General features: G+C 64.8%; 21 protein-coding genes. 12 read left to right on the top strand and 9 right to left on the bottom strand.

Going from position 1 to position 22,339, the window contains the following annotated elements; translation table 11 throughout:
• Positions 1-31 precede the first annotated feature (31 nt).
• On the top strand, positions 32-3,139 hold the full coding sequence (locus BCV67_RS02025) for a discoidin domain-containing protein (RefSeq protein ID WP_062171328.1): 3,108 nt from the start codon (positions 32-34) through the stop codon (positions 3,137-3,139).
• Between the two features lie 388 nt (positions 3,140-3,527).
• Here the strand turns inward: BCV67_RS02025 and eda are convergent, their stop codons facing one another.
• From eda to zwf, 5 genes are all read right to left on the bottom strand, one after another.
• Positions 3,528-4,187: a bifunctional 4-hydroxy-2-oxoglutarate aldolase/2-dehydro-3-deoxy-phosphogluconate aldolase gene (gene eda / locus BCV67_RS02020; RefSeq protein ID WP_062166253.1), complete on the bottom strand. Its 660-nt coding sequence runs from the start codon at positions 4,185-4,187 to the stop codon at positions 3,528-3,530.
• Positions 4,188-4,225: 38 nt separating this feature from the next.
• The gene (gene edd, locus BCV67_RS02015; protein ID WP_062166252.1) at positions 4,226-6,136 is read right to left on the bottom strand and encodes a phosphogluconate dehydratase; all 1,911 of its coding nucleotides are present in this window, start codon (positions 6,134-6,136) and stop codon (positions 4,226-4,228) included.
• A gap of 146 nt (positions 6,137-6,282) precedes the next feature.
• Complete coding sequence (pgl, locus tag BCV67_RS02010) at positions 6,283-7,002, bottom strand: 6-phosphogluconolactonase (protein ID WP_062166251.1); 720 nt, start codon at positions 7,000-7,002, stop codon at positions 6,283-6,285.
• A complete protein-coding gene (glk, locus tag BCV67_RS02005) occupies positions 6,999-8,006 on the bottom strand; it encodes a glucokinase (protein WP_062166250.1) in 1,008 nt (335 codons plus the stop codon). Before glk ends, pgl begins: the two co-directional genes overlap by 4 nt.
• The gene (gene zwf / locus BCV67_RS02000) at positions 8,003-9,574 is read right to left on the bottom strand and encodes a glucose-6-phosphate dehydrogenase (protein WP_172837710.1); all 1,572 of its coding nucleotides are present in this window, start codon (positions 9,572-9,574) and stop codon (positions 8,003-8,005) included. The genes glk and zwf overlap by 4 nt, the downstream gene beginning before the upstream one ends.
• A gap of 185 nt (positions 9,575-9,759) precedes the next feature.
• On the opposite strand from zwf, the gene BCV67_RS01995 reads away from it, so the two are divergent.
• On the top strand, positions 9,760-10,875 hold the full coding sequence (locus BCV67_RS01995) for an ABC transporter ATP-binding protein (RefSeq protein ID WP_062166248.1): 1,116 nt from the start codon (positions 9,760-9,762) through the stop codon (positions 10,873-10,875).
• 285 nt (positions 10,876-11,160) lie between these two features.
• Here BCV67_RS01995 and BCV67_RS01990 read toward each other — a convergent pair whose 3' ends face one another.
• Entirely contained in the window at positions 11,161-12,018 is an 858-nt protein-coding gene (locus tag BCV67_RS01990; RefSeq protein WP_062166247.1) for a YgfZ/GcvT domain-containing protein, read from the bottom strand.
• 39 nt (positions 12,019-12,057) lie between these two features.
• Here BCV67_RS01990 and BCV67_RS19405 point away from each other — a divergent pair, with 39 nt between their 5' ends.
• The 10 genes from BCV67_RS19405 (at position 12,058) to BCV67_RS01945 (ending at position 19,150) form a co-directional block, all read left to right on the top strand.
• Positions 12,058-12,231: a DUF1674 domain-containing protein gene (locus BCV67_RS19405; protein ID WP_082746459.1), complete on the top strand. Its 174-nt coding sequence runs from the start codon at positions 12,058-12,060 to the stop codon at positions 12,229-12,231.
• 54 nt (positions 12,232-12,285) lie between these two features.
• A complete protein-coding gene (gene sdhC / locus BCV67_RS01985; protein WP_062166246.1) occupies positions 12,286-12,678 on the top strand; it encodes a succinate dehydrogenase, cytochrome b556 subunit in 393 nt (130 codons plus the stop codon).
• Positions 12,675-13,058: a succinate dehydrogenase, hydrophobic membrane anchor protein gene (sdhD, locus tag BCV67_RS01980; protein ID WP_062166245.1), complete on the top strand. Its 384-nt coding sequence runs from the start codon at positions 12,675-12,677 to the stop codon at positions 13,056-13,058. The genes sdhC and sdhD overlap by 4 nt, the downstream gene beginning before the upstream one ends.
• A 3-nt stretch (positions 13,059-13,061) precedes the next feature.
• Positions 13,062-14,852, top strand: a complete 1,791-nt coding sequence (sdhA, locus tag BCV67_RS01975) for a succinate dehydrogenase flavoprotein subunit (RefSeq protein WP_062166244.1) — start codon at positions 13,062-13,064, stop codon at positions 14,850-14,852.
• An 18-nt stretch (positions 14,853-14,870) separates the two neighbouring features.
• Positions 14,871-15,656 (top strand): succinate dehydrogenase iron-sulfur subunit, encoded by a 786-nt coding sequence (locus BCV67_RS01970; protein WP_054657940.1) that lies wholly within the window; start codon positions 14,871-14,873, stop codon positions 15,654-15,656.
• A gap of 296 nt (positions 15,657-15,952) precedes the next feature.
• A complete protein-coding gene (locus BCV67_RS01965; protein WP_062166243.1) occupies positions 15,953-16,207 on the top strand; it encodes a succinate dehydrogenase assembly factor 2 in 255 nt (84 codons plus the stop codon).
• 40 nt (positions 16,208-16,247) lie between these two features.
• A complete protein-coding gene (locus BCV67_RS01960; protein ID WP_231732435.1) occupies positions 16,248-16,607 on the top strand; it encodes a hypothetical protein in 360 nt (119 codons plus the stop codon).
• Between the two features lie 24 nt (positions 16,608-16,631).
• Positions 16,632-17,873: a lipoprotein-releasing ABC transporter permease subunit gene (locus BCV67_RS01955; RefSeq protein ID WP_062166241.1), complete on the top strand. Its 1,242-nt coding sequence runs from the start codon at positions 16,632-16,634 to the stop codon at positions 17,871-17,873.
• On the top strand, positions 17,866-18,576 hold the full coding sequence (gene lolD, locus BCV67_RS01950) for a lipoprotein-releasing ABC transporter ATP-binding protein LolD (RefSeq protein WP_062166240.1): 711 nt from the start codon (positions 17,866-17,868) through the stop codon (positions 18,574-18,576). Before BCV67_RS01955 ends, lolD begins: the two co-directional genes overlap by 8 nt.
• Before the next feature lie 112 nt (positions 18,577-18,688).
• Positions 18,689-19,150: a DUF6491 family protein gene (locus BCV67_RS01945; RefSeq protein WP_062166239.1), complete on the top strand. Its 462-nt coding sequence runs from the start codon at positions 18,689-18,691 to the stop codon at positions 19,148-19,150.
• An 85-nt stretch (positions 19,151-19,235) separates the two neighbouring features.
• On the opposite strand, the gene BCV67_RS01940 is transcribed toward BCV67_RS01945, so the two are convergent.
• The 3 genes from BCV67_RS01940 to ftsY all read right to left on the bottom strand — a co-directional run bounded on the left by BCV67_RS01940 (position 19,236) and on the right by ftsY (position 22,218).
• Positions 19,236-19,511, bottom strand: coding sequence for an oxidative damage protection protein (locus tag BCV67_RS01940; RefSeq protein WP_062166238.1), 276 nt, complete (start codon positions 19,509-19,511; stop codon positions 19,236-19,238).
• A gap of 17 nt (positions 19,512-19,528) precedes the next feature.
• Positions 19,529-20,584, bottom strand: coding sequence for an A/G-specific adenine glycosylase (gene mutY / locus BCV67_RS01935; protein WP_062166237.1), 1,056 nt, complete (start codon positions 20,582-20,584; stop codon positions 19,529-19,531).
• A 152-nt stretch (positions 20,585-20,736) separates the two neighbouring features.
• Positions 20,737-22,218: a signal recognition particle-docking protein FtsY gene (gene ftsY, locus BCV67_RS01930; protein WP_082746458.1), complete on the bottom strand. Its 1,482-nt coding sequence runs from the start codon at positions 22,216-22,218 to the stop codon at positions 20,737-20,739.
• Positions 22,219-22,339 lie beyond the last annotated feature (121 nt).

Raw genomic sequence — 22,339 nt, 5'->3', positions numbered from 1 at the left:
GATCGGCCTGTTGTTCTTGCTTCTGGCGTGGATGCAGCCGGCCAGCGCAGCCGTGCTGGCCAAGTTTGACGATATCGCCGCCTGGCAGCTGATCACCTCGCCGCAGGTCAGTGGTTCCCTGCGTCCGGTTGCCGGCAACACTGGCCGCGCGCTGTGTCTGGACTACGACTTCCACGAAGTGTCCGGCTATGTCGGTATCCGCCGCCCGCTGGACGTGACCTGGCCCGAGAACTACCAGCTGTCCTTCGACCTGCGCGGTGATTCGCCGGCCAATGATCTGCAGTTCAAGCTGGTTGATGCCAGCGGCGACAATGTCTGGTGGGTCAACCGCCCGGGTTTCAATTTCCCCAAGAACTGGACCCGCATCAGCTACCGCAAGCGGCATATCGAAAAGGCCTGGGGGCCGGACCAGGACAAGACCCTGCGTCGCAGCGCGGCGGTGGAATTTACCATCTACAGCAAGGTGGGCGGCCGCGGCACGGTGTGCTTCGACCAGCTGACCCTGCAGCCCCTGCCCAAGGAGGACAACTCGGCGCTGACCACCACGGTGATCGCCGATACCGCGCCCGCGCTGCAGCAGCGTATTGCCGATGGCAAGCCGGATACCTTGTGGATCAGCGGCGGGGTGAAGCAGCAGACCGTGAGCCTGGATCTGGGCAAGGTGCGTGAATTTGGCGGCGCCGTGGTGCAGTGGGCGCCAGGCCTGGAAGCCAGCCGCTACGTGGTGCGTTCGTCCATCGATGGCCGTGACTGGAAGACCCTGCGCGAAGTCAGCAGCGGCGCTGGCGGCAAGGACTGGCTGGCGTTGCCGGAGACCGAGGCGCGCTATCTGCGCTTTGACCTGGTCGACGGACCCAACTGGCGTTATGGCATCCGCGACATCAGCCTCAAGCCGCTGTCATTCGCGACCACGCCGAATGATTTCATCCGCTCGGTTGCCGCAGACCTGCCGCGCGGCAGCTTGCCGCGTGGCTTCAGCGGCGAGCAGCCGTACTGGACGATCCTGGGCCTGGATGGTGGCCGCGAGCAGGGCCTGATCAGCGAGGACGGCGCACTGGAAGCGGCGAAGGGCGGTTTCAGCATCGAGCCGTTCGTGGTGCTCGACGGCAAGGTGATCGGCTGGGCCGAGGTGAAAACCACCCAGACCCTGCTCGACGGCTATCTGCCGATGCCGACGGTGGGCTGGCAACACGAGCGCTTCGGCTTGAATGTCGGCGGCTTCGTGCAGGGCCGGCCGGAGCAGGCGCAGCTGGTGGCGCGCTACGAGCTGCGCAATACCGACAAGGTTGCGCATGAGTACCGCTTGGCGCTGGCGGTGCGGCCGTTCCAGGTCAACCCGCCCAGCCAGTTCCTCAATACTGTCGGCGGTGTCAGCCGCATCGACAACCTGGCCGTGCAGCCGGCGCAGGTCAGCGTCAACGGCCAGCCACGCGTGTATGCAACGGCGCCGGCCGATGCGGTTTTCGCCAGCAGCTTCGACAGCAAGCTGGACGTCACCCACTTGGCCGACAAGACCTTGCCGGGCATGCAGGAAGTCCGCGACGTCACCGGTCTGGCCTCCGGTGCGCTGGTCTACACCTGGAAGCTGGAACCGGGCCAGCGCCGCGAGGTGGTGCTGGTTTTGCCGCAGACCGGCAACTGGCAGATGCCGGCCAAGTTCGACGCCGACAAGGCGCAGCAGCAGGTCGCCGCGATGTGGCGGCAGAAGCTGGACCAGCTCAAGCTGCGGGTGCCGGAAGCGGGCCAGCCCCTGGCCAATACGCTGCGTACCGCATTGGCGCATATGTTGATTTCGCGGGTGGGGCCGAGTCTGCAACCGGGCACGCGTTCCTATGCGCGCAGCTGGATCCGCGATGGCGCGATGATCTCCGAAGGCCTGCTGCGGATGGGCCGGGCCGATGCGGTGCGCCAGTACGTGGATTGGTATGCGCCGTACCAGTTCGAAAGCGGCATGGTGCCGTGCTGCGTGGATGCGCGTGGCAGCGATCCGGTGCCGGAGAACGACAGCCACGGCGAGCTGATCTACACCATCGCCGAATACTGGCGGCACACCGGTGACAGCGCGTTCCTGCAGCAGATGTGGCCGCATGTGCAGAAGGCCTGGAGCTATATGGAACAACTGCGGCTGAGCGAACGCACCGAGGAAAACCGGGCGCGCCATGCCGGCTTCTACGGCATGATGCCGGCCTCGATCAGCCACGAAGGCTATTCGGCCAAGCCGGTGCATTCGTACTGGGACAACTTCTGGGCGCTGCGTGGCTACAAGGATGCCGCCGACATGGCCGCCGCCCTGGGGCTGGAGGCCGAAGCGGCGAGCATGGCGGCATCGCGCGATCAGTTCCGCCAGGACCTGGATGATTCGCTACGCGCAGCGATGGCTGCGCACGGTATCGATTACCTGCCTGGCTCGGTGGAGCTGGGTGACTTCGACGCCACCTCCACCACCATCGCGCTGGCGCCCGGTGGCGAGCAGGCCCGGTTGCCGCAGCCGGCGTTGGACAACACCTTCGAGCGCTACTGGCAGAACTTCGTGGAGCGGCGCGACGGCAAGCGCCAATGGAAGGATTACACGCCGTACGAGTGGCGCAACGTCAGCGCATTCGTGCGCCTGGGCTGGCGCGCGCGGGCCTGGGAGGCCACCGGGTTCTTCTTCAAGGACCGGGCGCCGCCGGCCTGGAACCAATGGGCCGAGGTTGTCTCATCGACACCGCGGCAGCCGTTCTTTGTCGGTGACCTGCCGCATGCGTGGGTGGCGTCGGATTTCGTCCGCTCGGCGCTGGACATGTTTGCCTACGAGCGCGACGTGGATGGGCCGCTCGTGCTGGCCGCGGGTGTGCCCAGTGCCTGGCTGACCGGCAAGGGCATTGCCATCGAGGACTTGAACACCTCGCATGGCAAGCTGAGTTACTCGCTGCAACGCAGTGACAAGCAGCTCACCCTGCAGGTGTCGGAGGGGCTGCAACTGCCAGCGGCCGGGCTGCTGTTGCCCTGGCCTTACGAGGGCACGCCGGGTGAGGCGACCATCAATGGCGAGCCTGCGCAATGGCTGGGCAATGAGCTGCACATCAGCAGCTTGCCGGCGAAAGTGGAGATCGAGATTCCAGCCGAGCTGCGCCGCAGCGAGCGCGGCAAGCGCTGAGTGATAAAAACTGCGCCTCGAATACCGAGGCGCAGGCCAGTCGACGAGAGGGAGAGGAAGAGCTTCCGTCGGATCTGAAAAAAACGGGATACCAGGTTGTGGGAGCGGCGTAAGCCGCGAAGCTGATGATGCTGCAGCCGCGGCAAGGCAAGGCCGTGCTCGACAGAGACAGGTGGTTTTGTCGCTGTCGGCTTCGCAGCTGACGCCGCTCGTACTAGCGTGCAGAACGCAGTTGTAGGAGCAGCGTTAGCCGCGAAGCTGATGGTGGGCGCGGGCTACGCATCACCAGCACCAACTTCCACATCGCTGCCTTGGCAAGCGGATGGAGGTGGTTTGGTTGTTGCCGGCTTCGCGGCTTACGCCGCTCCCACAAAAAAAGCGCGATAGGTCAGCCGGCGCGGGCCTGCTTGACGATGGCCGCGGCGGCCGCAGCGGACTTCTTCACTTCGTCCCACTGGCCGTTGCGGATCCAGCTGTCCTGCACCATCCACGAGCCACCAATGCAGACCACGTTCTTCTGCGCCAGGTAGTCGCCTGCGGTGGCCTCGGTGATGCCGCCGGTGGGGCAGAGCTTGAGCTCCGGGATGGGGCCGGCAACGCCCTTGATCATCGCCAAGCCGCCAACGGCGGTGGCTGGGAACAACTTGCAGATGCGGAAGCCGCGGGCAACCAGTTCCAGCAGTTCGGTCGGTGAAGCGGCGCCCGGAACCACCGGCAACGGTGCGGCAGCCAGGGCATCGGCCATATGCGCCGGCGTGCCCGGGGTAACAATGAAGTCGGCACCGGCATCGATCGAGCGCTGCATCTGCTCGACAGTCAGCACGGTGCCGGCACCCACCACCACATCCGGCAGTTCGCGCTTGAGCATGGCCAGCGCTTCCATCGCCACCGGCGTGCGCAGGGTCAGCTCTATCGCCGGCAAGCCGCCTTCGAGCAGCGCTGCGCTGACGGCGCGCGCCTGTTCCAGAGTGTGCACGGTAACTACCGGCAGGATGCCGGCGGCAGTCAACAGCTGCTCGGCGCGGTCCTGATATTGGCTAATGCTCATGGTGTCCTCATCAATGATCTGTTGCGGGTGCAGGCGCCTCAGGCGTCCTTGGCTTCGTGCGGTGCGGCGGCTGCGGCATGGTCATGGCCAAGTTCGTACTCGGCGTCGTATTCCCACAGGCTACCGTCCGGTCGTGCCGGGCCACAGGAGATCGAGATGGCACCCTGATCGGCCGGCCCAACAATGCGGCGGTTCATCGCGAACAGGTTGCGGCCCATGTCCGAGCCGGCCGGTGCGGTGTTGGCGGCAATGCCACGGGCTGCCCATTCGGCGGCGTCAACCAACACTTCCAGTGTGCCGGCTTCGCCGTCCAGACGGATGATGTCGCCTTCGCGGATGCGCGCGATGGGGCCGCCACGCGCCGCTTCCGGGGTGACGTGGATGGCGGCCGGGATCTTGCCGGAAGCGCCGGACAGGCGGCCGTCGGTCACCAGTGCAACGCGTCGGCCCTGGTTCTGCAGCAGGCCCAGCAGCGGCGCCAGCGAGTGCAGTTCCGGCATGCCATTGGAGCGGGGGCCCTGGTAGCGGACCACCGCGACGAAATCCTGCGGCAACGCACCGGCGGCATGCAGCTTGTTCAGGATCTGCGGTGCATCGACCACCACCGCTGGCGCTTCGATGCTGCGGTACTGCGGCTTGACTGCCGACAGCTTGATCAGCGAGCGGCCGATATTGCCGCGCAGCAGGCGCAGGCCACCTTGCGCCTCGAACGGGTTGGAGGCCGGGCGTACCACTTCCTCATCGCCGCTGACCGCAGCGGCCGGCACATAGCTGACGTTGCCGTCGGTGAGGCGCGGCTCCTGCGCAAAGGCGCGCATGCCGCCCTCGGCAATGGTGGTGGCATCGGCGTGCATCAGTCCGGCATCCATCAGTTCGCGGAACACGAAGCCGGGGCCGCCGGCGGCGGCAAACCGGTTCACGTCGGCCTCGCCATTGGGATAGACGCGCGCCAGCAGCGGCACGATCTGCGACAGCTCGTCCATGTCATCCCAGGTCAATACGACGCCGGCCGCACGCGCCACCGCGATCCAGTGGATGGTGTGGTTGGTGGAGCCGCCGGTAGCCATCAAGGCGACCACGGCATTGACGATGGCGCGTTCGTCGATCAGTCGGCCGAGTGGGCGGAAGTCGTTGCCCAGGGCGGTGATTTCCAGCGCCCGCGCGGTGGCGGCGCGGGTCAATGCGTCACGCAGCGGCAGCTCCGGGTTGACGAATGAGGCGCCTGGCAGCTGCACGCCCATCGCTTCCAGCAATACCTGGTTGGAATTGGCGGTGCCATAGAACGTGCAGGTGCCAGGCCCGTGATAGGACGCGGATTCGGCTTCCAGCAGTTCTTCGCGGGTGGCTTCGCCGGCGGCGTAGCGCTCGCGGACCTCGGCCTTCTTCTTGTTCGGAATACCCGGCGTCATCGGCCCGGCCGGCACGAATACCGCCGGCAGATGGCCAAAGGCCAACGCACCGATCAGCAGACCCGGCACGATCTTGTCGCACACACCCAGGTAGATGGTGGCATCGAACATGTCATGGCTCAGGCCGATCGCGGTGGCCTGGGCAATGATGTCGCGCGAGAACAGCGACAGTTCCATGCCGCCACGGCCCTGGGTGACGCCATCGCACATGGCCGGCACCGCACCGGCAACCTGGGCGGTGGCGCCCAGCTCGCGCGCGGCGTTGCGGATCAGTTCCGGGTAGTGCTCGAACGGCTGGTGGGCCGAGAGCATGTCGTTGTACGAGGTGACGATACCCAGGTTGGGCGTCACGTCGCTGCGCAGGCGGCCCTTGTCGGTCGGGCCACACGCGGCAAAAGCATGGGCCAGGTTGCCGCAGCTCAGGCGCGAGCGGAACGGGCCTTCGCGCAATGCGGCATCGATACCCGCCAGGTAGGCCGCGCGCGACGGGGCGCTGCGCTGGCGGATGCGTTCGGTGATGGCGTGGATTTTCGGATGCATGGCTTTATGGCTGGAAGAGGGTGGGAAGCGGCAAGACTGATTGAGTGCGTGCGTGCGTGCGGCAGGTTCTGCTGTTGCGGGTGGTTCGGCCTGCAGACCCTTGGCAGTTGCGCGGGGTATTCTGTTCCCTGTTTACGCGGGCCTGGTCACGGGCACCAATGCACCCGCAGCGGGTTGCCGGGTGCATTGATCGCAGCCAGGACCGGATAGGCATGCACGTCGCCGGAAGCCAGCGCGGCGTTGAGCACGTCCAGTTTCTGCGGCCCGCGCAGCAGCAACAGGCGCTGGCCAGCCAGAGCCAGACCATGTGGGGTCAGGGTGATGCGCAGCGGCCAGTTCTTGGCGACCGGGCAGCCGGTGGCGTCCAGCGCGGCGTACGGGTGTTTGCTCTGCAGTGCCTGCGGCAGATCGGCCGAGCCCGGGAACAGCGAGGCGGTATGGCCGTCATTGCCCATGCCCAGCACCACCAGGCAGGCCGGCTGCGTATGGGTAGCGAGCAGATTTGCGGTATGCACGCACTCGGCGATCGGCAGGCCAACCCGCACCAGCGGATCAAAGTGCGCACCTTCGGCATGGCGCAGGAAACTGTCGCGCACCAGCCAGGCATTGCTGTCCTTGTCCTGCGGCGACAGCCAGCGCTCGTCGGCCAGGCCGACTTCAACCCGTGCCCATTCCAGGCCCTGGTCGGACAATAGTTCGTAGACCGGTGCCGGCGTGGTGCCGCCGGACAGCAACATGCGGGCGCGCCCGCGCTGGGCGATTTCCGCACTCAACAGCGCTGCCATTTCCTTGGCGACACCTTCGGTCCATGCCTCTTCGTCGGCATGCCGGACAAGGGTGATGCGGTCGGAAACAGCGGCGTTCATGCGGTGACTCCAGAGTTGGCGCGCTGCATGTCCACCGCATAGGCGGCGGCACCGAGCAGGCCGGGGCAGGGATGGGTAATGGCCATCGAAGGGATCTGCGACATGGTCGCGGCGAAGCGGCCCTTGCTTTCAAAACGCTGGCGGAAGCCGGAGTGCTGCAACTGTTGCAGTAGGCGCGGGACCAGCCCGCCGGTGAGGAATACGCCGTCCCACGCGCCCTGCACCAGCACCGCGTCGCCGGCGACAGCGCCGAAGATCTCGAGAAAGACTTCGACCGCACGGCTTGCCAGCACATCGCCTTCGGCGGCGCGGGCACTGACATCGGCCGGCTGCAGCAGGCCCGGATCGGTGCCGGCGATTTCGCACACGGCGCGGTGGATGTTGACCAGGCCGGGTCCGCAGACCAGACGTTCGTTGGAAACGCGGCCGAACTGCGCCGAGAGGATCTCCAGGATGCGGATCTGCTCGGGCGAATTCGGGGCAAAACCGGCGTGGCCGCCTTCGGTGGCCAGCGGGTAGTTGCGGCCATCACGGACCACCAGCCCACCTACGCCCAAGCCAGTGCCGGGGCCGAGCACGCAGTAGTTGCGCGGCTCGCCTGCGGGAGCGGGTTGCCAGCCGGCACCGCCGACCTGCACCACGTCATCAACGCCGAGCAGGGCAATTGACATGGCCTGGGCGACGAAATCGTTGATCAGGTAGAGCTGCGCGAAGCCGAGTTGTTCGGCGGTGCGCGAGCGTGAGATCACCCACGGATGATTGGTGATGCGTGCCTCGTCGCCGTCGACCCGGCCGGCTACCGCAAATACGCCACTGCCGGCACTGGCACCGCGCTGCTGCAGGTAATGCGCGGCGGCATCGGCCAGTGACGCGAACTGCGCCACCGGATATTCGTCGATGCTGGTTTGATCCAACGGGCTGCTGGTGGAACAGTCGGCCAGCGCGAAGCGTGCGTTGGTGCCACCGATGTCCGCTACCAGTACCAGGTCCGCGCTGGGGCTCACAGCCCCTGCTCCGGGCCTGCGTCGGCGGCAATGGATTCGGGCAGGAAATCACGCGCCAGCTGCGGGCCCCAGCCACCGGCCGGGTAGGGCTCCATCGGCAGATCGGCAGCCTTCCAGGCATCGCTGATGCTGTCGATCCAGGCCCAGGCGGCGCGCACTTCGTCATCGCGCACGAACAGCGCGTGGTTGCCGTTGAAGGCATCCAGGAACAGGCGTTCGTAGGCGATGCGGCGATGCAGGCCGGTGGGTACCGACAGTTCCAGTTCCAGCGGCTGCAGTTCCAGTGCGCCCCATTCCGGACCGGCCAGGGAGCTCATCAGGCCGAGCTGGATGTTCTCCTGCGGCTGCAACTGGAAGGTCAGGCGATTGGGCGTGGCGCTCTTGCGGTCCGGGCGTTCGAACAACCAGTGCGTCACCGGCTTGAGGTTGACCTCGATGCGGGTGGTGCGCTCAGGCAGACGCTTGCCGGTGACCAGGTGGAACGGCACGCCGGCCCAACGCCAGTTGTCGATATGCGCGGTGACGCCGACAAAGGTTTCCGCTTCGCTGCCTTCCGGCGGCTGGTAGGCCTGCGCCGGCTGGCCATTGATGGTGCCGGCGGTGTAACGGCCGCGCACGCTGTCCTTGGCTGCATGCTTGGCATCGAGCGGGCGCAGGGCGCGCAGCACCTTGACCTTCTCGTCGCGGATGCGGTCCGCTTCCAGCGATGCCGGTGGTTCCATCGCCACCAGGCACAGCAGCTGCAGGATATGGCTCTGGACCATGTCGCGCAGTGCGCCGGAACGCGAGTAATAGGAGTCGCGGCCATCCACGCCATCGCTTTCAGCGACCAGGATGTGTACTGATGCGATGTAGTTACGGTTCCAGACCGCCTCGAGCAGGGTGTTGCCGAAGCGCAGTGCCATCAGGTTCTGGACGGCGGCCTTGCCTAGGTAGTGATCCAGGCGGAACACGCGGTCTTCGTCGATCAATTTGCCGATCGACTGCAGGATTTCCTCGGCGCTGTCGCTGTCCGAGCCGATCGGCTTTTCCAGCATCAGCCGGTGCGGTGCGGCCAATGCGCCGCCCAGGGCCAGGCCTTCGCAGGTGGAGATGTACAGGCCCGGCGGAATGGCCAGGTAGCTGACACAGGTGCGGTGCACCAGATCCTTGACCGATTCGGCCACCGACTCGGCATTGCGCAGGTCCACTGAACGGTAGTCGATGCGGCTGAGCAGGTTGCCGATGTCCTCCTGGCTGGCGTGGGGCATTGCTGCTTCCAGGCGCGGGCGCAGGATGTCACGGAATTTCTCGGTGTCATGCGGCGACAGGGCCAGCGCACGCACCCGGAAATCCTCCGGAAGCAGGCCGTCACCGAGCAGGCGTAACAGGGAGGGGAACAGATAACGCTGGGCCAGGTCGCCTGTGGCACCGAACAGGAAAAGGGTGTCGTGCATTGCGCGAGTTTCGGGTGCTGATGACATCGTTGTCAATTGTTCGTCTTCAAGGCCTGCGCCGCGATGGGGACGCCCGCGTCCATCGGCGCGAGGGGGCGGGCGTGAGCAACCTGGGCTTGTGCATTGCAGCATGTCGCGAGGGCGGAAGCAGGTCCGTGCAGCGCAGCGCAGGTGCCATGTAAGGGCAGTAGCGATGGTGCCATATGAATATGCTTACCGTGCACAATGTTTCGGATGTATACGATTGCAGGAAACTGTTCTCTTGTTGTGGCGCAAGTGTTCCGCTGCTCCAGGTTTCGACTCGCAACGAGGTGGTGATGGCCAAGGTTCAATTCGACAGTGTGCGCAAGGTGTATGACAACGGGCAGGTCGCCGTTGCCGGGGCCAGTTTCGATATCGCCGATGGCGAGCTGATGGTGTTGGTGGGGCCTTCGGGTTGCGGCAAGTCCACACTGCTGCGAATGGTGGCGGGGCTGGAAGAGATCAGCGCCGGCAAGCTGTGGATCGGCGAGCGCGTGGTCAATGACGTGGCGCCCAAGGACCGCGACATTGCCATGGTGTTCCAGAACTACGCGCTTTACCCGCACATGACCGTGGCCGAGAACCTGGGCTTTGGTCTGAAGCTGCGTGGCCACGACAAGGCAGAAGTGCAGCGCCGCGTGCAGGACGCGGCCGAGGCCTTGGGGTTGACGACGATGCTGGACAAGTTGCCGCGTGCGATGTCGGGCGGGCAGCGCCAGCGCGTGGCACTGGGCAGGGCGCTGGTGCGAGAGCCGGAGGTGTTCCTGCTGGATGAGCCGCTGTCCAACCTGGACGCGAAGCTGCGTCATTCGGTGCGCACCGAGATCGCCCAGCTGCATCGCAAGCTAGGTACGACGATGATCTATGTCACCCATGATCAGGTCGAGGCGATGACGCTTGGCCAGCGCATCGTGGTGCTCAACGAAGGCGTGATCCAGCAGATAGACACGCCGATGGCGCTGTACGACAAGCCGGTCAATCTGTTTGTCGCAGGCTTCCTTGGCAGCCCGGCGATGAACATGCTGCGCGGCCAATTGCGCCGTGATGCGGACGGTATGGCCGTGTTGCAGCTGGATGAGCCAGGTCAGGGCGGGGCTGCCGAAGTAGTGCTGGGCGCTGTATCGCTGGCTGCAGAGTGGTTTGGCAAGCCGCTGGTGGTTGGTGTGCGCCCTGAGCATCTGCAGCCTGGCGATGGCGAGGCATCGTTCAAAGCGCGTATCGAAGGCCTGGAGCCGGTAGGCAACGAAATATTCGTCAACCTGCGTTATGGCCAGCAGGCGCTGATCATGCGGGTCGCGCCACGGCAGCTACCGTCGGTAGGGCAGGAGATATCGGTGGAAGTCACGCCGGCTGCGTTGCATTTCTTTGATGCAGGCAGTGGTGAGCGTATCGAGGACGGAGCTGAAGGCTGAGCTGCTGTAGTGCCGAGCCATGCTCGGCAGAGGCCTTACCGGTGAAGTCCCTGCCGAGCATGGCTCGGCACTACATGACGCTTCTCTTTGCCGCAGGCAAGATGTTTCTGCCCCTCCCGTTGCCGCAGGCAAGGGGAGGGTTGGGGAGGGGTAAGTTCTTCGCTGATTGCTGCAGTCCTGGCTTCGTCACCGACGCCGCGCCGTCGTAGTGCCGAGCCATGCTCGGCAGTGGCCTTACCGGTAAAGCCCCCGCCGAGCATGGCTCGGCACTACAGGGGAGCCAGGTCAGCGGGCCAGGCCGTCCAGCAGTGGCTGGATGTTGGCGATGCCGCCATTTACCTGCAGTAGACCTTCCGGCAGCTCCAGTGGCAGTACCGCAAGAGCCAGCGTGCCTGCGGCGCAGGCGACAGTGCCTATGCTGGCCTCGGCCTGCTGCACGGGATCGCCCGGGTTGGCGAATGAGGCACATTCCAACAGCGCCAGCGAGCGCTTGGCCTTGCCCAGGAAATGTGTGCGGGCCACGATTTCCTGGCCGGGGTAGCAGCCTTTCTTGACGCTGTAGGCGTTCAGCCGGTCCAGCCCCAACTGTTGTGGCGTCCATTGCTCGCGCTGTGCCTCATCCAGGCGGGGCAGGCCGTAGCGCAGGTCGGTTTGGCGCCATGCCAATTCAGCAGCGCTGTCGGTGGCGCTGGCCCTTTTGCCGATCCGAAGGGTGCGTGGCAGGGCAGGGCCGCCCACATCCAGTTCGATCACCGCGTCGTCCAGTTGCGCCAATTCCGCGCAATGTGCGGCGTTGGGCGCTTCCAGCGCGGCATTCACCGCCAGCTCGCTGGCATGCGTGATCACCACCTTGCGACGGAATACGAAGCGCCGCAGCTGCTCGGCCATGGCCTCGGCGCCGCCGTCGTGGCAGACCAGCAGCAGCGTCTGCGGATCCACCCGCAACAGCTGAAAGATAGACAGCACACGGCCCTTGGCGGTCAGCCAGGCATTCCATTGCCAGTGACCATCGGCCAGCGAGGGCACATCGTTGGCGAACTGGGCTTGGGCGAAAGCGACCGCATCGGCTCCGGCAAGGCTCAGTATTTCAGCCTTGGGAAGTGTGCGGAAACCGGTGAAAGCAGGGGCGAGGTTGTCAGACACGTGACTGAGGACTAAAATTTGTGCGTTGCGAGACCACTAATGATAGGCCAAACAACCCCCACTCCCGAGCCCGAAGCTGAAGCCCCGTTGGTCCCCGAGAAGCAGCCGCTTCCCGAGGCAGCACCGGTGCCGCAGGAAATAGGTGGCCGCGGCGGACTTGATCCGGTGCGGTATGGCGATTGGGAGAAAAACGGGCGCTGCATCGATTTCTGAGCAGCGTTGAGCCAACGCGGCATTGAGCCGCCCAGCCGAGATACGAGTCAGCGAATGGCGAACAGACCCCGCCCCCTTTCTCCGCACCTGCAGGTGTATCGCTGGCAGATCCAGATGGCCACCTCGATCCTGCATCGAGTAACCGGCATCATTCTGACTGTCGGTTCCCTGATCATCGCGGGCGGTTTGCTCGCCCTGATGATGGGCCCTGAGTCCTGGAACTGCTTCACCACCCACGCCGGCGCCTGGTACGGCAAGGTGATCCTGTTCGGTTGGACCTGGTGCTTCGCCTACCACCTGTGCAACGGCATCCGCCACATCGTGCAGGATTTCGCCATCGGCTACGCCAAGGCCACGTTCATCCGCAGCAGCTGGATGTCGGTGATCGCCTCGCTGGTGCTGACCGCGCTGATCTGGGCTTACGTCTGCATGGGAGCGACCGCATGAGCAAGTTCCGTACCCCGCTCAAGAATGCACGCGGCCTGGGCAGCTCCAAGTCCGGCACCGAGCACTTCATCCATCAGCGGCTGACCGCCACCGCGCTGGTCGCACTGACCATCTGGTTCCTGTGCCTGGTGCTGAGCCTGATCGGCGCCGACTATGTGACCGCGGTCGAAACCGTCTCCAAGCCGTGGAACGCGATCCTGCTGGTGGGCTTCCTGGTTGCCATGTTCTGGCACGCCCAGCTTGGCCTGCAGGTGGTCCTTGAGGACTACATCCACAATTCGCTGATGGCCCTGGCCCTGCAGACCACGGTCAAGTTCATCGCCGTGCTCGGCGCCATCGTCAGCATCTTTGCGGTTGCCCGCATCGTGTTTGGGAACTGATACATGTCCGCTTACAACATCACTGAACACAAGGTCGACATGGTGGTCGTCGGCGCCGGTGGCGCTGGCCTGCGTGCGACCTTTGGTCTGGCCCAGAAGGGCCTGCAGACCGTCTGCATCACCAAGGTCTTCCCGACCCGCTCGCACACCGTGGCAGCGCAGGGCGGCATCTCCGCCGCGCTCGCCAACATGGGCGAAGACGATTGGCGTTACCACTTCTACGACACCATCAAGGGTTCGGATTGGCTGGGTGACCAGGACGCCATCGAATACATGTGCCGTGAGGCCATCCCGGCCATCATCGAGCTGGAACACTACGGCGTTCCGTTCTCGCGCACCGAAGAAGGCAAGATCTACCAGCGTCCGTTCGGTGGCATGACCACCAAGTACGGTGAAGGCCCGTCCGCGCAGCGTACCTGCGCCGCCGCCGACCGTACCGGCCACGCCATCCTGCACACCCTGTACCAGCAGTCGCTGGCGCACAACGCGCAGTTCATGATCGAGTACTTCGCACTCGACCTGATCTTCGACGACGAAGGCGTCTGCCGCGGCGTGCTCGCCCTGGACATGGCCGAAGGCACCCTGCACCTGTTCCGTTCGCAGGGCGTGGTGCTGGCAACCGGCGGCTACGGCCGTGCCTACTTCAGCGCCACCTCGGCGCACACCTGTACCGGTGACGGCGGTGGTCTGGTGGCCCGTGCCGGCCTGCCGCTGCAGGACATGGAGTTCGTGCAGTTCCACCCGACCGGCATCTATGGCGCCGGCTGCCTGATCACCGAAGGTGTGCGAGGCGAGGGCGGCATCCTGCGCAACAGCAGTGGCGAGCGTTTCATGGAACGCTACGCGCCGCATTACAAGGATCTGGCATCGCGTGACGTGGTGTCGCGTTCGATGACCATCGAAATCCGCGAAGGCCGCGGCGTCGGCGAGCACAAGGATCACATCCTGCTCGACCTGACCCACCTCGGCCCGGGCGTGATCGACGACAAGCTGCCGGGTATTGCCGAAAGCGCGCGCATCTTCGCGGGCGTGGACGTGCACAAGCAGCCGATCCCGGTCATCCCGACCGTGCATTACAACATGGGCGGCATCCCGACCAACTACCACGGTGAAGTGGTACGCAAGGTCGGCGACAACCCCGATGCAGTCGTGCCGGGCCTGTACGCCATCGGCGAAGCCGCCTGCGTGTCCGTGCACGGTGCCAACCGTCTGGGCTCCAACTCGCTGCTCGACCTGGTGGTGTTCGGCCGTGCCGTGGCCAACCGCTGCGCCGAGACGATCAAGCCGGGTGCATCGCACAAGACCCTGCCGTCCGATGCCTGCGACAAGGCGCTGGGCCTGCTCGACAAGCTGCGTCACGCCAATGGCGATACGCCGACCTCGGTCATCCGCGACAACATGCAGCGCACGATGCAGGCTGACGCGGCCGTGTTCCGCACCAGCAAGACGCTGGAAGAAGGCTGCCAGAAGATGGCGCAGGTGTTCGATTCGTTCCAGGACGTCAAGGTTTCCGACCGTTCGCTGGTCTGGAACTCGGACCTGATCGAGACCTACGAGCTGAACAACCTGCTGCTCAATGCAGTGGCGACCATCAACTCGGCCGAGCAGCGTAAGGAAAGCCGCGGGGCCCACGCGCACGAGGACTTCCCGGACCGCGACGACGTCAACTGGCAGAAGCACACGCTGGTCACCGTCGACGACAAGGGCAAGTGCAGCTTCGATTACCGTCCGGTGCACATGTACACGCTCAGCGATGACGTGTCCGTGGTGCCGCCGAAGCCGCGCGTCTACTGATCCGGGGAACTTACGAACATGGCTGAATTTGCACTCCCGAAGAACTCCCGGCTGACCAAGGGCAAGCACTTCCCCGCCAAGAGCGGTGCGAAGAACACGCGTACCTTCAAGATCTACCGCTGGAGCCCGGACGACGACCAGAATCCGCGTACCGACACCTACGAGATCGATCTCGATGCGTGCGGCCCGATGGTTCTGGACGCGCTGATCAAGATCAAGAACGAGATTGATCCGACCCTGACCTTCCGCCGCTCCTGCCGCGAAGGTATCTGTGGTTCGTGCGCGATGAACATCGACGGCACCAACACCCTGGCCTGCACCCGCGCCATTGCCGATTGCGGCAAGGCCGAAGTGCCGATCTATCCGTTGCCGCATATGGACGTGGTCAAGGATCTGGTTCCGGATCTGACCCACTTCTACGCGCAGTACGCCTCGATCAAGCCGTGGATCCGCACGCAGACCCCGGCACCGCCGGACCGCGAGCGTCTGCAGTCGCCGGAAGACCGCAAGAAGCTCGACGGCCTGTACGAATGCATCCTGTGTGCCTGCTGCTCGACCAGCTGCCCGAGCTACTGGTGGAACGGCGAGCGTTACCTGGGCCCGGCGATCCTGCTGCAGGCTTACCGCTGGATCATCGACTCGCGTGATGAAGATACCGGCGCACGCCTGGACGATCTGGAAGATCCGTTCAAGCTGTACCGCTGCCACACCATCATGAACTGCGCACGCACCTGCCCGAAGGGCTTGAACCCGGCACTGGCAATCGCCGAGATCAAGAAGCTGATGATGGCGCGCCGCGCTTGATGCGATGGTTGTCCCGGTGCGAGCCGGGGCAACGGCTGTTGATTCGCAGTTGATTTCCCTTCTCCCGCCTGCGGGAGAAGGTGCCCCGCAGGGGCGGATGAGGGCAGCTCTTGAAGTTGCCCTTGCTCCATTCCGAGTGCCGGTCTGGAGTTCCTCCAAAGGCGGCCCTCACCCCAACCCCCGCTCCGCGCCCCGGCCCTTGCGCTGGCGCAAGGGCGTTCGAGGGGAAGCGAACCGTTGGTTCGCAAACTCCCCCTCTCACCCCGTAAACGGGCGAGGGGCTTAAGCTCAGAGCCATGCAGACCGAAGACGAAATCCTGTTGAAGAAGCTGCGCTGGCGCTGCCGGCGCGGCATGCGTGAGCTGGATCAGCTGTTCGGTCGCTATCTTGACCGTCGCTGGCTGGATGCACCTGCCGCCGAGCGCGAGGTTTTCCTGCAGTTGCTGGACACCGAAGACGATAAATTGTGGCGCTGGTCCATGGGCTACGAGGCCTGTCCGGATGCGTCGCAGGCGGCACTTATCAGCTACATCCGCTCCCTTCCGGTGTGAGTGGCGCCCCTCGCGCTGGCTGACCTGCGCGTTGTCGGCCTTGGCGGCACTTGCCGCCATTTCAGTGGTGAACTGTGATCTGGCACCGGGCTTTGCCTGGCCGCTGGCTGCCTGCGTGTTTGCGCTGGGCCTGCTGCAGGCGCGGGCGGAATCGCGCAGGCCGGGGCGTGAGCTGCTGATACCGCAATCGCCGGGCGCACCGTGTGTGGACGGCACACCTGTGCAGCGGATCGAGCTGCTCGAACGCGGCCCCTTGCTGGTGCTGCGCTGGCGGCTGGGCAGGCGCCGTCAGCAGCTGTTGTTCTGGCCGGATACCTTGCCGCGTGCCCAGCGACGTGAACTGCGACTGGCCGTGCGTACCCATGGCGTTTCCCGCCAGCCGCCGGGAGTGGCACCATAGCCATCAGTTCCCGGGCAGACACGCATGTTCAAACCCTTACCTGTCGCAATCGGATTGCGCTACCTGCGCGCCAAACGCCGCAATGGCTTCATTTCCTTCATCTCCATGGCCTCCATCCTCGGCATCGCGCTGGGCGTGATGGTGCTGATCACGACCCTGGCGGTGATGAGCGGCTTCCAGAAGGAGATCCGCGACCGCCTGCTGCAGATGTCGGCCCATGCCACGGTCAGCGCCGATGGCGAGCCGATGGCCAATTGGCAGCATGCCGTGGACGTGGCGACCAAGGACCCGCGTGTGGCTGGCGCCGCGCCGTATATCGAGATCCAAGGCATGTTGAGCGGCCTGCGGGTGCAGGGCGCGATCATCCAGGGCGTTGATCCGGCGCAGGAGTCCAAGGTCTCGGTGCTGGCCGAAAAGATGACCAAGGGCAAGCTGGACAGCCTGCAGCCCGGCGAGTTCAACATGGTGGTCGGCAAGGAACTGGCGATCTGGTTGGGCGTGGATGTCGGCGACAGCGTTGTCGCGACGCTGGCCGAAGTGCAGGGCACGCCGATGGGCGCGATGCCGCGGGTCAAGCGCTTCAAGGTCAGCGGCATTTTCGAAGCCGGCTCCAATGAAGTGGACCGCGGCGTTGCCTTCACCAACATGCAGGACATGGAGCGCGTGCTGCGCATGGACGGCGTCACTGGCGTGCGCCTGAAGATGCACGACATGGACCAGGCCTACACCGTCGCCCGCGATCTGGCAGTCAACCTAAACGGCTATTACCGGGTCAGCGACTGGACGCAGGAAAACGCCAACCTCTATCACTCGCTGCGCATGGAAAAGACGGTGATGGGCATCCTGTTGTCGCTGATCGTGGCGATGGGTGCATTCAACCTGGTGTCCTCGCAGGTGATGCTGGTCACCGACAAGCAGGCCGATATCGCCATCCTGCGCACGCTTGGCCTGACGCCTGGTGGCGTGATGCAGGTATTCATGGTGCAGGGCACCTTGATAGGCGTGTTCGGCACCATTGTGGGTGTGCTGGGTGGCATCACCCTGACCCTCAATCTCGAACGTATCCTCGGCCTGATCGAGACGGTTTTCAGCATCAAATTGCTGCCGGAAGACGTCTACTACATCACCGGCCTGCCGACCGACATGCAGACCGCCGACATCGTGGTGATCACCGTGGTGGCGCTGCTGATGAGCTTTGCCGCAACCATCTACCCGGCGTGGCGCGCCGCCCGTACCCAGCCGGCAGAGGCGCTGCGCTATGAATGAGAACGCATTGATGGAATCGGTAATCCGCGCCGAAGGCCTGGGCAAGACCTACGCAGAAGGCAAGATGCACACGCCGGTTTTCGATGGCCTGGACTTGAACGTTGCCGCTGGCGAAACCGTCGCCATCGTCGGCGCTTCCGGCGCCGGCAAGAGCACCTTGTTGCATCTGTTGGGCGGCCTGGATATTCCGACTGCAGGTGAGGTTTATGTGGCCGGCCAGCGCATGTCGGCCTTGTCCGATGCGGCGCGCGGCAACCTGCGCAACAGCTCGCTGGGTTTTGTCTATCAGTTCCATCACCTGTTGCCCGAGTTCACCGCGCTTGAAAACGTGATGATTCCGGTGATGCTCGGTGGCCGCGATGTGGCGGCCGCCAGCGCGCAGGCGACGGCGCTGCTGGTGTCGGTCGGCCTGGGTCACCGGCTGGGCCACAAGCCTGGCGAGCTGTCCGGTGGCGAGCGTCAGCGCACTGCGGTGGCCCGTGCCCTGGTCAACAAGCCCGGCTGCATTCTTGGCGACGAGCCTACCGGCAATCTTGACGACAAGACCGCGGCCAACGTTTTTGAACTGATGCTCGAGTTGAACCGCGCGCATCGCACCAGCCTGGTGCTGGTCACCCATGACCGCAGCCTGGCGCGCAAGCTGGACCGCGTGCTGGAGCTGCGCGAAGGTCGGCTCCACGAATTGGCCGGCAGCCGGGTCTAAGCCCGCCGCCGGCAGCCGTCAGCTCCAAACAGACAAGGGGTTAACGCGCGCAGGCGGATGGTTTCGCTGCAGTCACGCAGTCAGGTTGTTCCCTTCAATGAGGATTGCTGCCATGAAAACAGTGCTTGTTGCGATGATGCTGGCGGCCGCAATTGGCGGCTGTGCAACGACCGGGAAGCTGAGCAGTGGTGAGCGGCTGGCGCTGTACCGCGCGCATGCCGGCGAGCCGGTGAAGAGCTTCCGTTATTTCGGCTCGCTCAATGGCTGGACCGAACTGGGCGACAGCGCGCTGGCGGTATGGACCAAGCCGGCCGAAGCCTGGCTGTTGAACCTGAGCGGGCCGTGCCCGGATCTGTCATTCGCGCCGGCCATTTCGATCACCAACATGATGGGGCAGGTGTCTGCCCGTTTTGACCGGGTGATCGTGCATGGTGGTGGCCCGATGGCGCATGTGCCGTGCCGCATCGACACCATCCAGCCGCTGGATGTAAAGGCAGTGCGCGCATCGGAGAAAGAGCTGCGCGAGGCCAAGATTTCCGAGCGCGCCGCAGACCAGGGCACGGAAACGGATTAAAGCAATCTGTAGTGCCGAGCCATGCTCGGCAGGGGTATTACCGGTGAAGCCTCTGCCGAGCATGGCTCGGCACTACGGTCTGGCGTCAGTTTGCTTCCGGCGCCACGTAGCCGGCCGGCTTTTCCGCGCCACCAGAGAACAGGTACTTCACCAGTTCTTCTTCAAGGAAGGCACGGTGCTTGGGATCGCGCGGCGACAAGCGGTTCTCGTTGATCAGCATGGTCTGGTGCGCCAGCCATGCAGCCCAGGCCGGCTTGCCGATATTGGCGAAAATGCGCTGGCCCAGTTCACCCGGATAGGGTACGAAATCCAGACCATCGGTTTCGCGTTGTTCGTACTGGCAGAAGACGGAGCGGGGCATGGTGGAATCCTGTCGAATCAGTGCGCCGGATGCTGGTCCAGCAGTTTGCGGATAGGCGCGGGCAGGCCAAGTGCGGCCAGCTCGCTGCGTGCTACCCAACGTAGATCGGCATTGTCACCGACCTTGGCCTTGAGTGCGACCTTGCGCAGGTGCAAGGGCTGCAGATGCAGGCGGTAATGACTGAAGGTATGCACGATCAGCGGCAGTTCTTCGGCGTTGTCGTAGTTGCCCTTGATGGTGCCGGCAAACCAGTCACGCAGCGCGCTGTCGGTGTCGGCCTGCGGCAGGGTCCACAGGGAGGCCCAGATGCCGGTCGGCGGGCGCTTGAGCAGCAGGATGCGGCCGTCGCTGTCCTCCAGCAGCAAGGCGCTGGCCTCACGCTCGGGTAGCACCTTGCTCGGCTTCGGCGTTGGCAATGCATCCACCAGGCCCTGCGCATGTGCGGTACAGCTGTTCTGCAGCGGGCACAGGATGCAGGCTGGCTTTGAGCGCGTGCACAAGGTTGCGCCGAAATCCATCTGGGCCTGGGTGTAATCGGCCATGCGACCGGCAGGCACCTGCGCGACATGGGTTTCGGCCTGCGCCCAGAGCTGCTTTTCGATGACCGGCAGGCCGGGGAAGCCGGCAATGCCGTGATAACGCGTCAGCACGCGTTTGACGTTGCCATCGAGGATCGCGAACGGGTCGTTCCAAGCTTGGCTAAGGATGGCGCCAGCGGTGCTGCGGCCGATGCCGGGCAGGGCAAGCAGCGCATCGAAATCACGCGGTAGTTCGCCACCATGCAGTTCAACGCATTGCTTGGCTGCCGCATGCAGGTTGCGGGCACGCGCGTAGTAGCCCAGCCCGGCCCAATGTGCCATCAGCGTGTCGTTGTCGGTGGCGGCCAGATCCGCAAGCGTCGGAAAAGACTGCACGAAACGCTGGAAGTATGGGGTGACCGTAGCGACCTGGGTCTGCTGCAACATGATTTCCGACAGCCAGACGCGGTACGGCGAGCGCGGATGCTGCCAGGGCAGATCATGACGGCCGTGCTGGTCGAACCAGGTAAGGAGTTGGCTGGGGAAGTTGGGCATGGGCTCGCGAAGGCTTGCGATTGCGCGTTTCCCTTCTCCCGCTTGCGGGAGAAGGTGCCCCGAAAGGGGCGGATGAGGGGAGCACTTGATTCTGCTTGTAGAGCTTGCCCTCACCCCAACCCCTCTCCCGTAAACGGGAGAGGGGCTTCAGATCAAGCGCCCAGCGCCTGCGGCAGCAGTGCGTCGACGAAGGCTTCGGCATCAAATACGCGCAGATCTTCCGGGCGTTCGCCGATGCCGGCAAAGCGGATCGGAATGCCGAACTCGCGGGCCAGCGCGAACACCACGCCGCCCTTTGCAGTGCCGTCCAGTTTGGTCACGACCAGGCCGGTGACGCCGGCGGCAGCATGGAACTGGCGCAGTTGCGACAGCGCGTTCTGGCCGGTGGTGCCGTCGATGACCATCAGCACTTCGTGCGGCGCGGTTTCATCGATCTTGCCGAGTACGCGGCGGATCTTGCTCAGCTCGTTCATCAGGCCGGTCTGGGTGTGCAGGCGGCCAGCGGTATCGGCGATCAGCACGCTGGTGCCGCGCGCCTTGCCAGCCTGCAGTGCATCGAACGCCACCGAAGCGGCGTCAGCGTTCTGGCCCTGTGCAACCACGGCCACGCCGTTGCGTTCGCCCCAGATCTGCAACTGGGCGACGGCGGCGGCGCGGAAGGTGTCGCCAGCAGCCAGCATCAGGCTATGGCCCTGGTCCTTGAAGCGCTTGGCCAGCTTGCCGATGGTGGTGGTCTTGCCGACGCCGTTGACGCCGACGGTGAGGATCACGAACGGCTTGGCATTGGTGTCGATCACCAGCGGCTTGGCGACCGGCTGCAGCATTGCGATCAGGTCGGCGCGCAGGGCGGCCAGCAAGGCATTGGCATCGGCGAACTCGCGCGACTTCATGCGCTTGCGCAGGTCTTCGACCAGGGCGGTGGTTGCTGGCATGCCGACGTCGGCAGTGATCAGTGCCGTCTCAATCTCGTCGAGCAGGTCGTCGTCGAGCTTGGGGTTGCGCGAGAACAGGCCGCCGAAGCTGCGGGCGAACGTGCTGTTGCGCAGACGGTCGCGCCAACCGAGCTTGCCGGCCTGTGCGGCAGGCGCTGCATTGGCGGGGATCAGTGCGGCGTCGGAATCGGCGGAGGTGGGTGCGCTGGTTTCGGTTGCGACGGGAGCCGGTGCCGGAGTGGCGGTTGGCATTGCAACCGGAGCCGCAACTACAGGAGCAGCAGTTGCGGGGACAGTAGCTACAGGAGCAGCAACTGCAGGAGCAGCAGACACAGGAGCAGCAACGGGTTCTATTGCGTGCGCCGCGATTTCGTCGGTGGCAGGCGAGGGGGTTTCGATGGCCGGTGCTGGGTGAGCTGGGACCGGCTCGGTTGCAGGCACGGTTTCCGCTGCGACAGCCTGTTCCACAACCAGCGCAGGCGTCGTTGCCACTTCAATCGTTGGTTCGACAGTTGCTGCGGGGGGCTCGTTTGCCTGGACCGGTGTTTGCGCGGCTTCGGTCGGCTCAGGTTCTGCCGGCAGCGGCGATTGCGCCGACGGCGCCTGCGGGAAGGCGGCGGCCAGTTCCTCAACGCTCAGCGTGGACGGCTTTGCGGGCTGTTGGGCGTCGTCGGTCTTTTTGCGGCGAAAAAAGCTGAACATGAAGGAAAAGGCCTGAAATCAGATGCCTATGTTACCACCGGCGGTTGGGTGGCCGGCATTGCACGGTGCGCGCGAGTTGCGCTTGAAGCCCCTCTCCCGTTCACGGGGTGAGAGGGGAAGT

The organism is Stenotrophomonas nitritireducens (assembly GCF_001700965.1).
In the GTDB taxonomy this organism is placed as follows: Bacteria; Pseudomonadota; Gammaproteobacteria; order Xanthomonadales; family Xanthomonadaceae; genus Stenotrophomonas; species Stenotrophomonas nitritireducens_A.
This window is presented reverse-complemented; position numbering and strand designations above follow the sequence as displayed.

Bases quoted from the DNA above. Each gene is read 5' to 3' on its own strand.
- BCV67_RS01955 (WP_062166241.1), top strand. From the start codon at position 16,632: ATGTTCAAACCCTTACCTGTCGCAATCGGATTGCGCTACCTGCGCGCC.
- BCV67_RS01945 (WP_062166239.1), top strand. From the start codon at position 18,689: ATGAAAACAGTGCTTGTTGCGATGATGCTGGCGGCCGCAATTGGCGGC.
- BCV67_RS19405 (WP_082746459.1), top strand. From the start codon at position 12,058: ATGATAGGCCAAACAACCCCCACTCCCGAGCCCGAAGCTGAAGCCCCG.
- lolD (WP_062166240.1), top strand. From the start codon at position 17,866: ATGAATGAGAACGCATTGATGGAATCGGTAATCCGCGCCGAAGGCCTG.
- BCV67_RS01970 (WP_054657940.1), top strand. From the start codon at position 14,871: ATGGCTGAATTTGCACTCCCGAAGAACTCCCGGCTGACCAAGGGCAAG.
- zwf (WP_172837710.1), bottom strand. From the start codon at position 9,574: ATGCTGCAATGCACAAGCCCAGGTTGCTCACGCCCGCCCCCTCGCGCC.
- pgl (WP_062166251.1), bottom strand. From the start codon at position 7,002: ATGAACGCCGCTGTTTCCGACCGCATCACCCTTGTCCGGCATGCCGAC.
- BCV67_RS01940 (WP_062166238.1), bottom strand. From the start codon at position 19,511: ATGCCCCGCTCCGTCTTCTGCCAGTACGAACAACGCGAAACCGATGGT.
- ftsY (WP_082746458.1), bottom strand. From the start codon at position 22,218: ATGTTCAGCTTTTTTCGCCGCAAAAAGACCGACGACGCCCAACAGCCC.
- edd (WP_062166252.1), bottom strand. From the start codon at position 6,136: ATGCATCCGAAAATCCACGCCATCACCGAACGCATCCGCCAGCGCAGC.
- mutY (WP_062166237.1), bottom strand. From the start codon at position 20,584: ATGCCCAACTTCCCCAGCCAACTCCTTACCTGGTTCGACCAGCACGGC.
- sdhD (WP_062166245.1), top strand. From the start codon at position 12,675: ATGAGCAAGTTCCGTACCCCGCTCAAGAATGCACGCGGCCTGGGCAGC.
- BCV67_RS02025 (WP_062171328.1), top strand. From the start codon at position 32: ATGCAGCCGGCCAGCGCAGCCGTGCTGGCCAAGTTTGACGATATCGCC.
- BCV67_RS01965 (WP_062166243.1), top strand. From the start codon at position 15,953: ATGCAGACCGAAGACGAAATCCTGTTGAAGAAGCTGCGCTGGCGCTGC.
- BCV67_RS01995 (WP_062166248.1), top strand. From the start codon at position 9,760: ATGGCCAAGGTTCAATTCGACAGTGTGCGCAAGGTGTATGACAACGGG.
- sdhA (WP_062166244.1), top strand. From the start codon at position 13,062: ATGTCCGCTTACAACATCACTGAACACAAGGTCGACATGGTGGTCGTC.
- eda (WP_062166253.1), bottom strand. From the start codon at position 4,187: ATGAGCATTAGCCAATATCAGGACCGCGCCGAGCAGCTGTTGACTGCC.
- sdhC (WP_062166246.1), top strand. From the start codon at position 12,286: ATGGCGAACAGACCCCGCCCCCTTTCTCCGCACCTGCAGGTGTATCGC.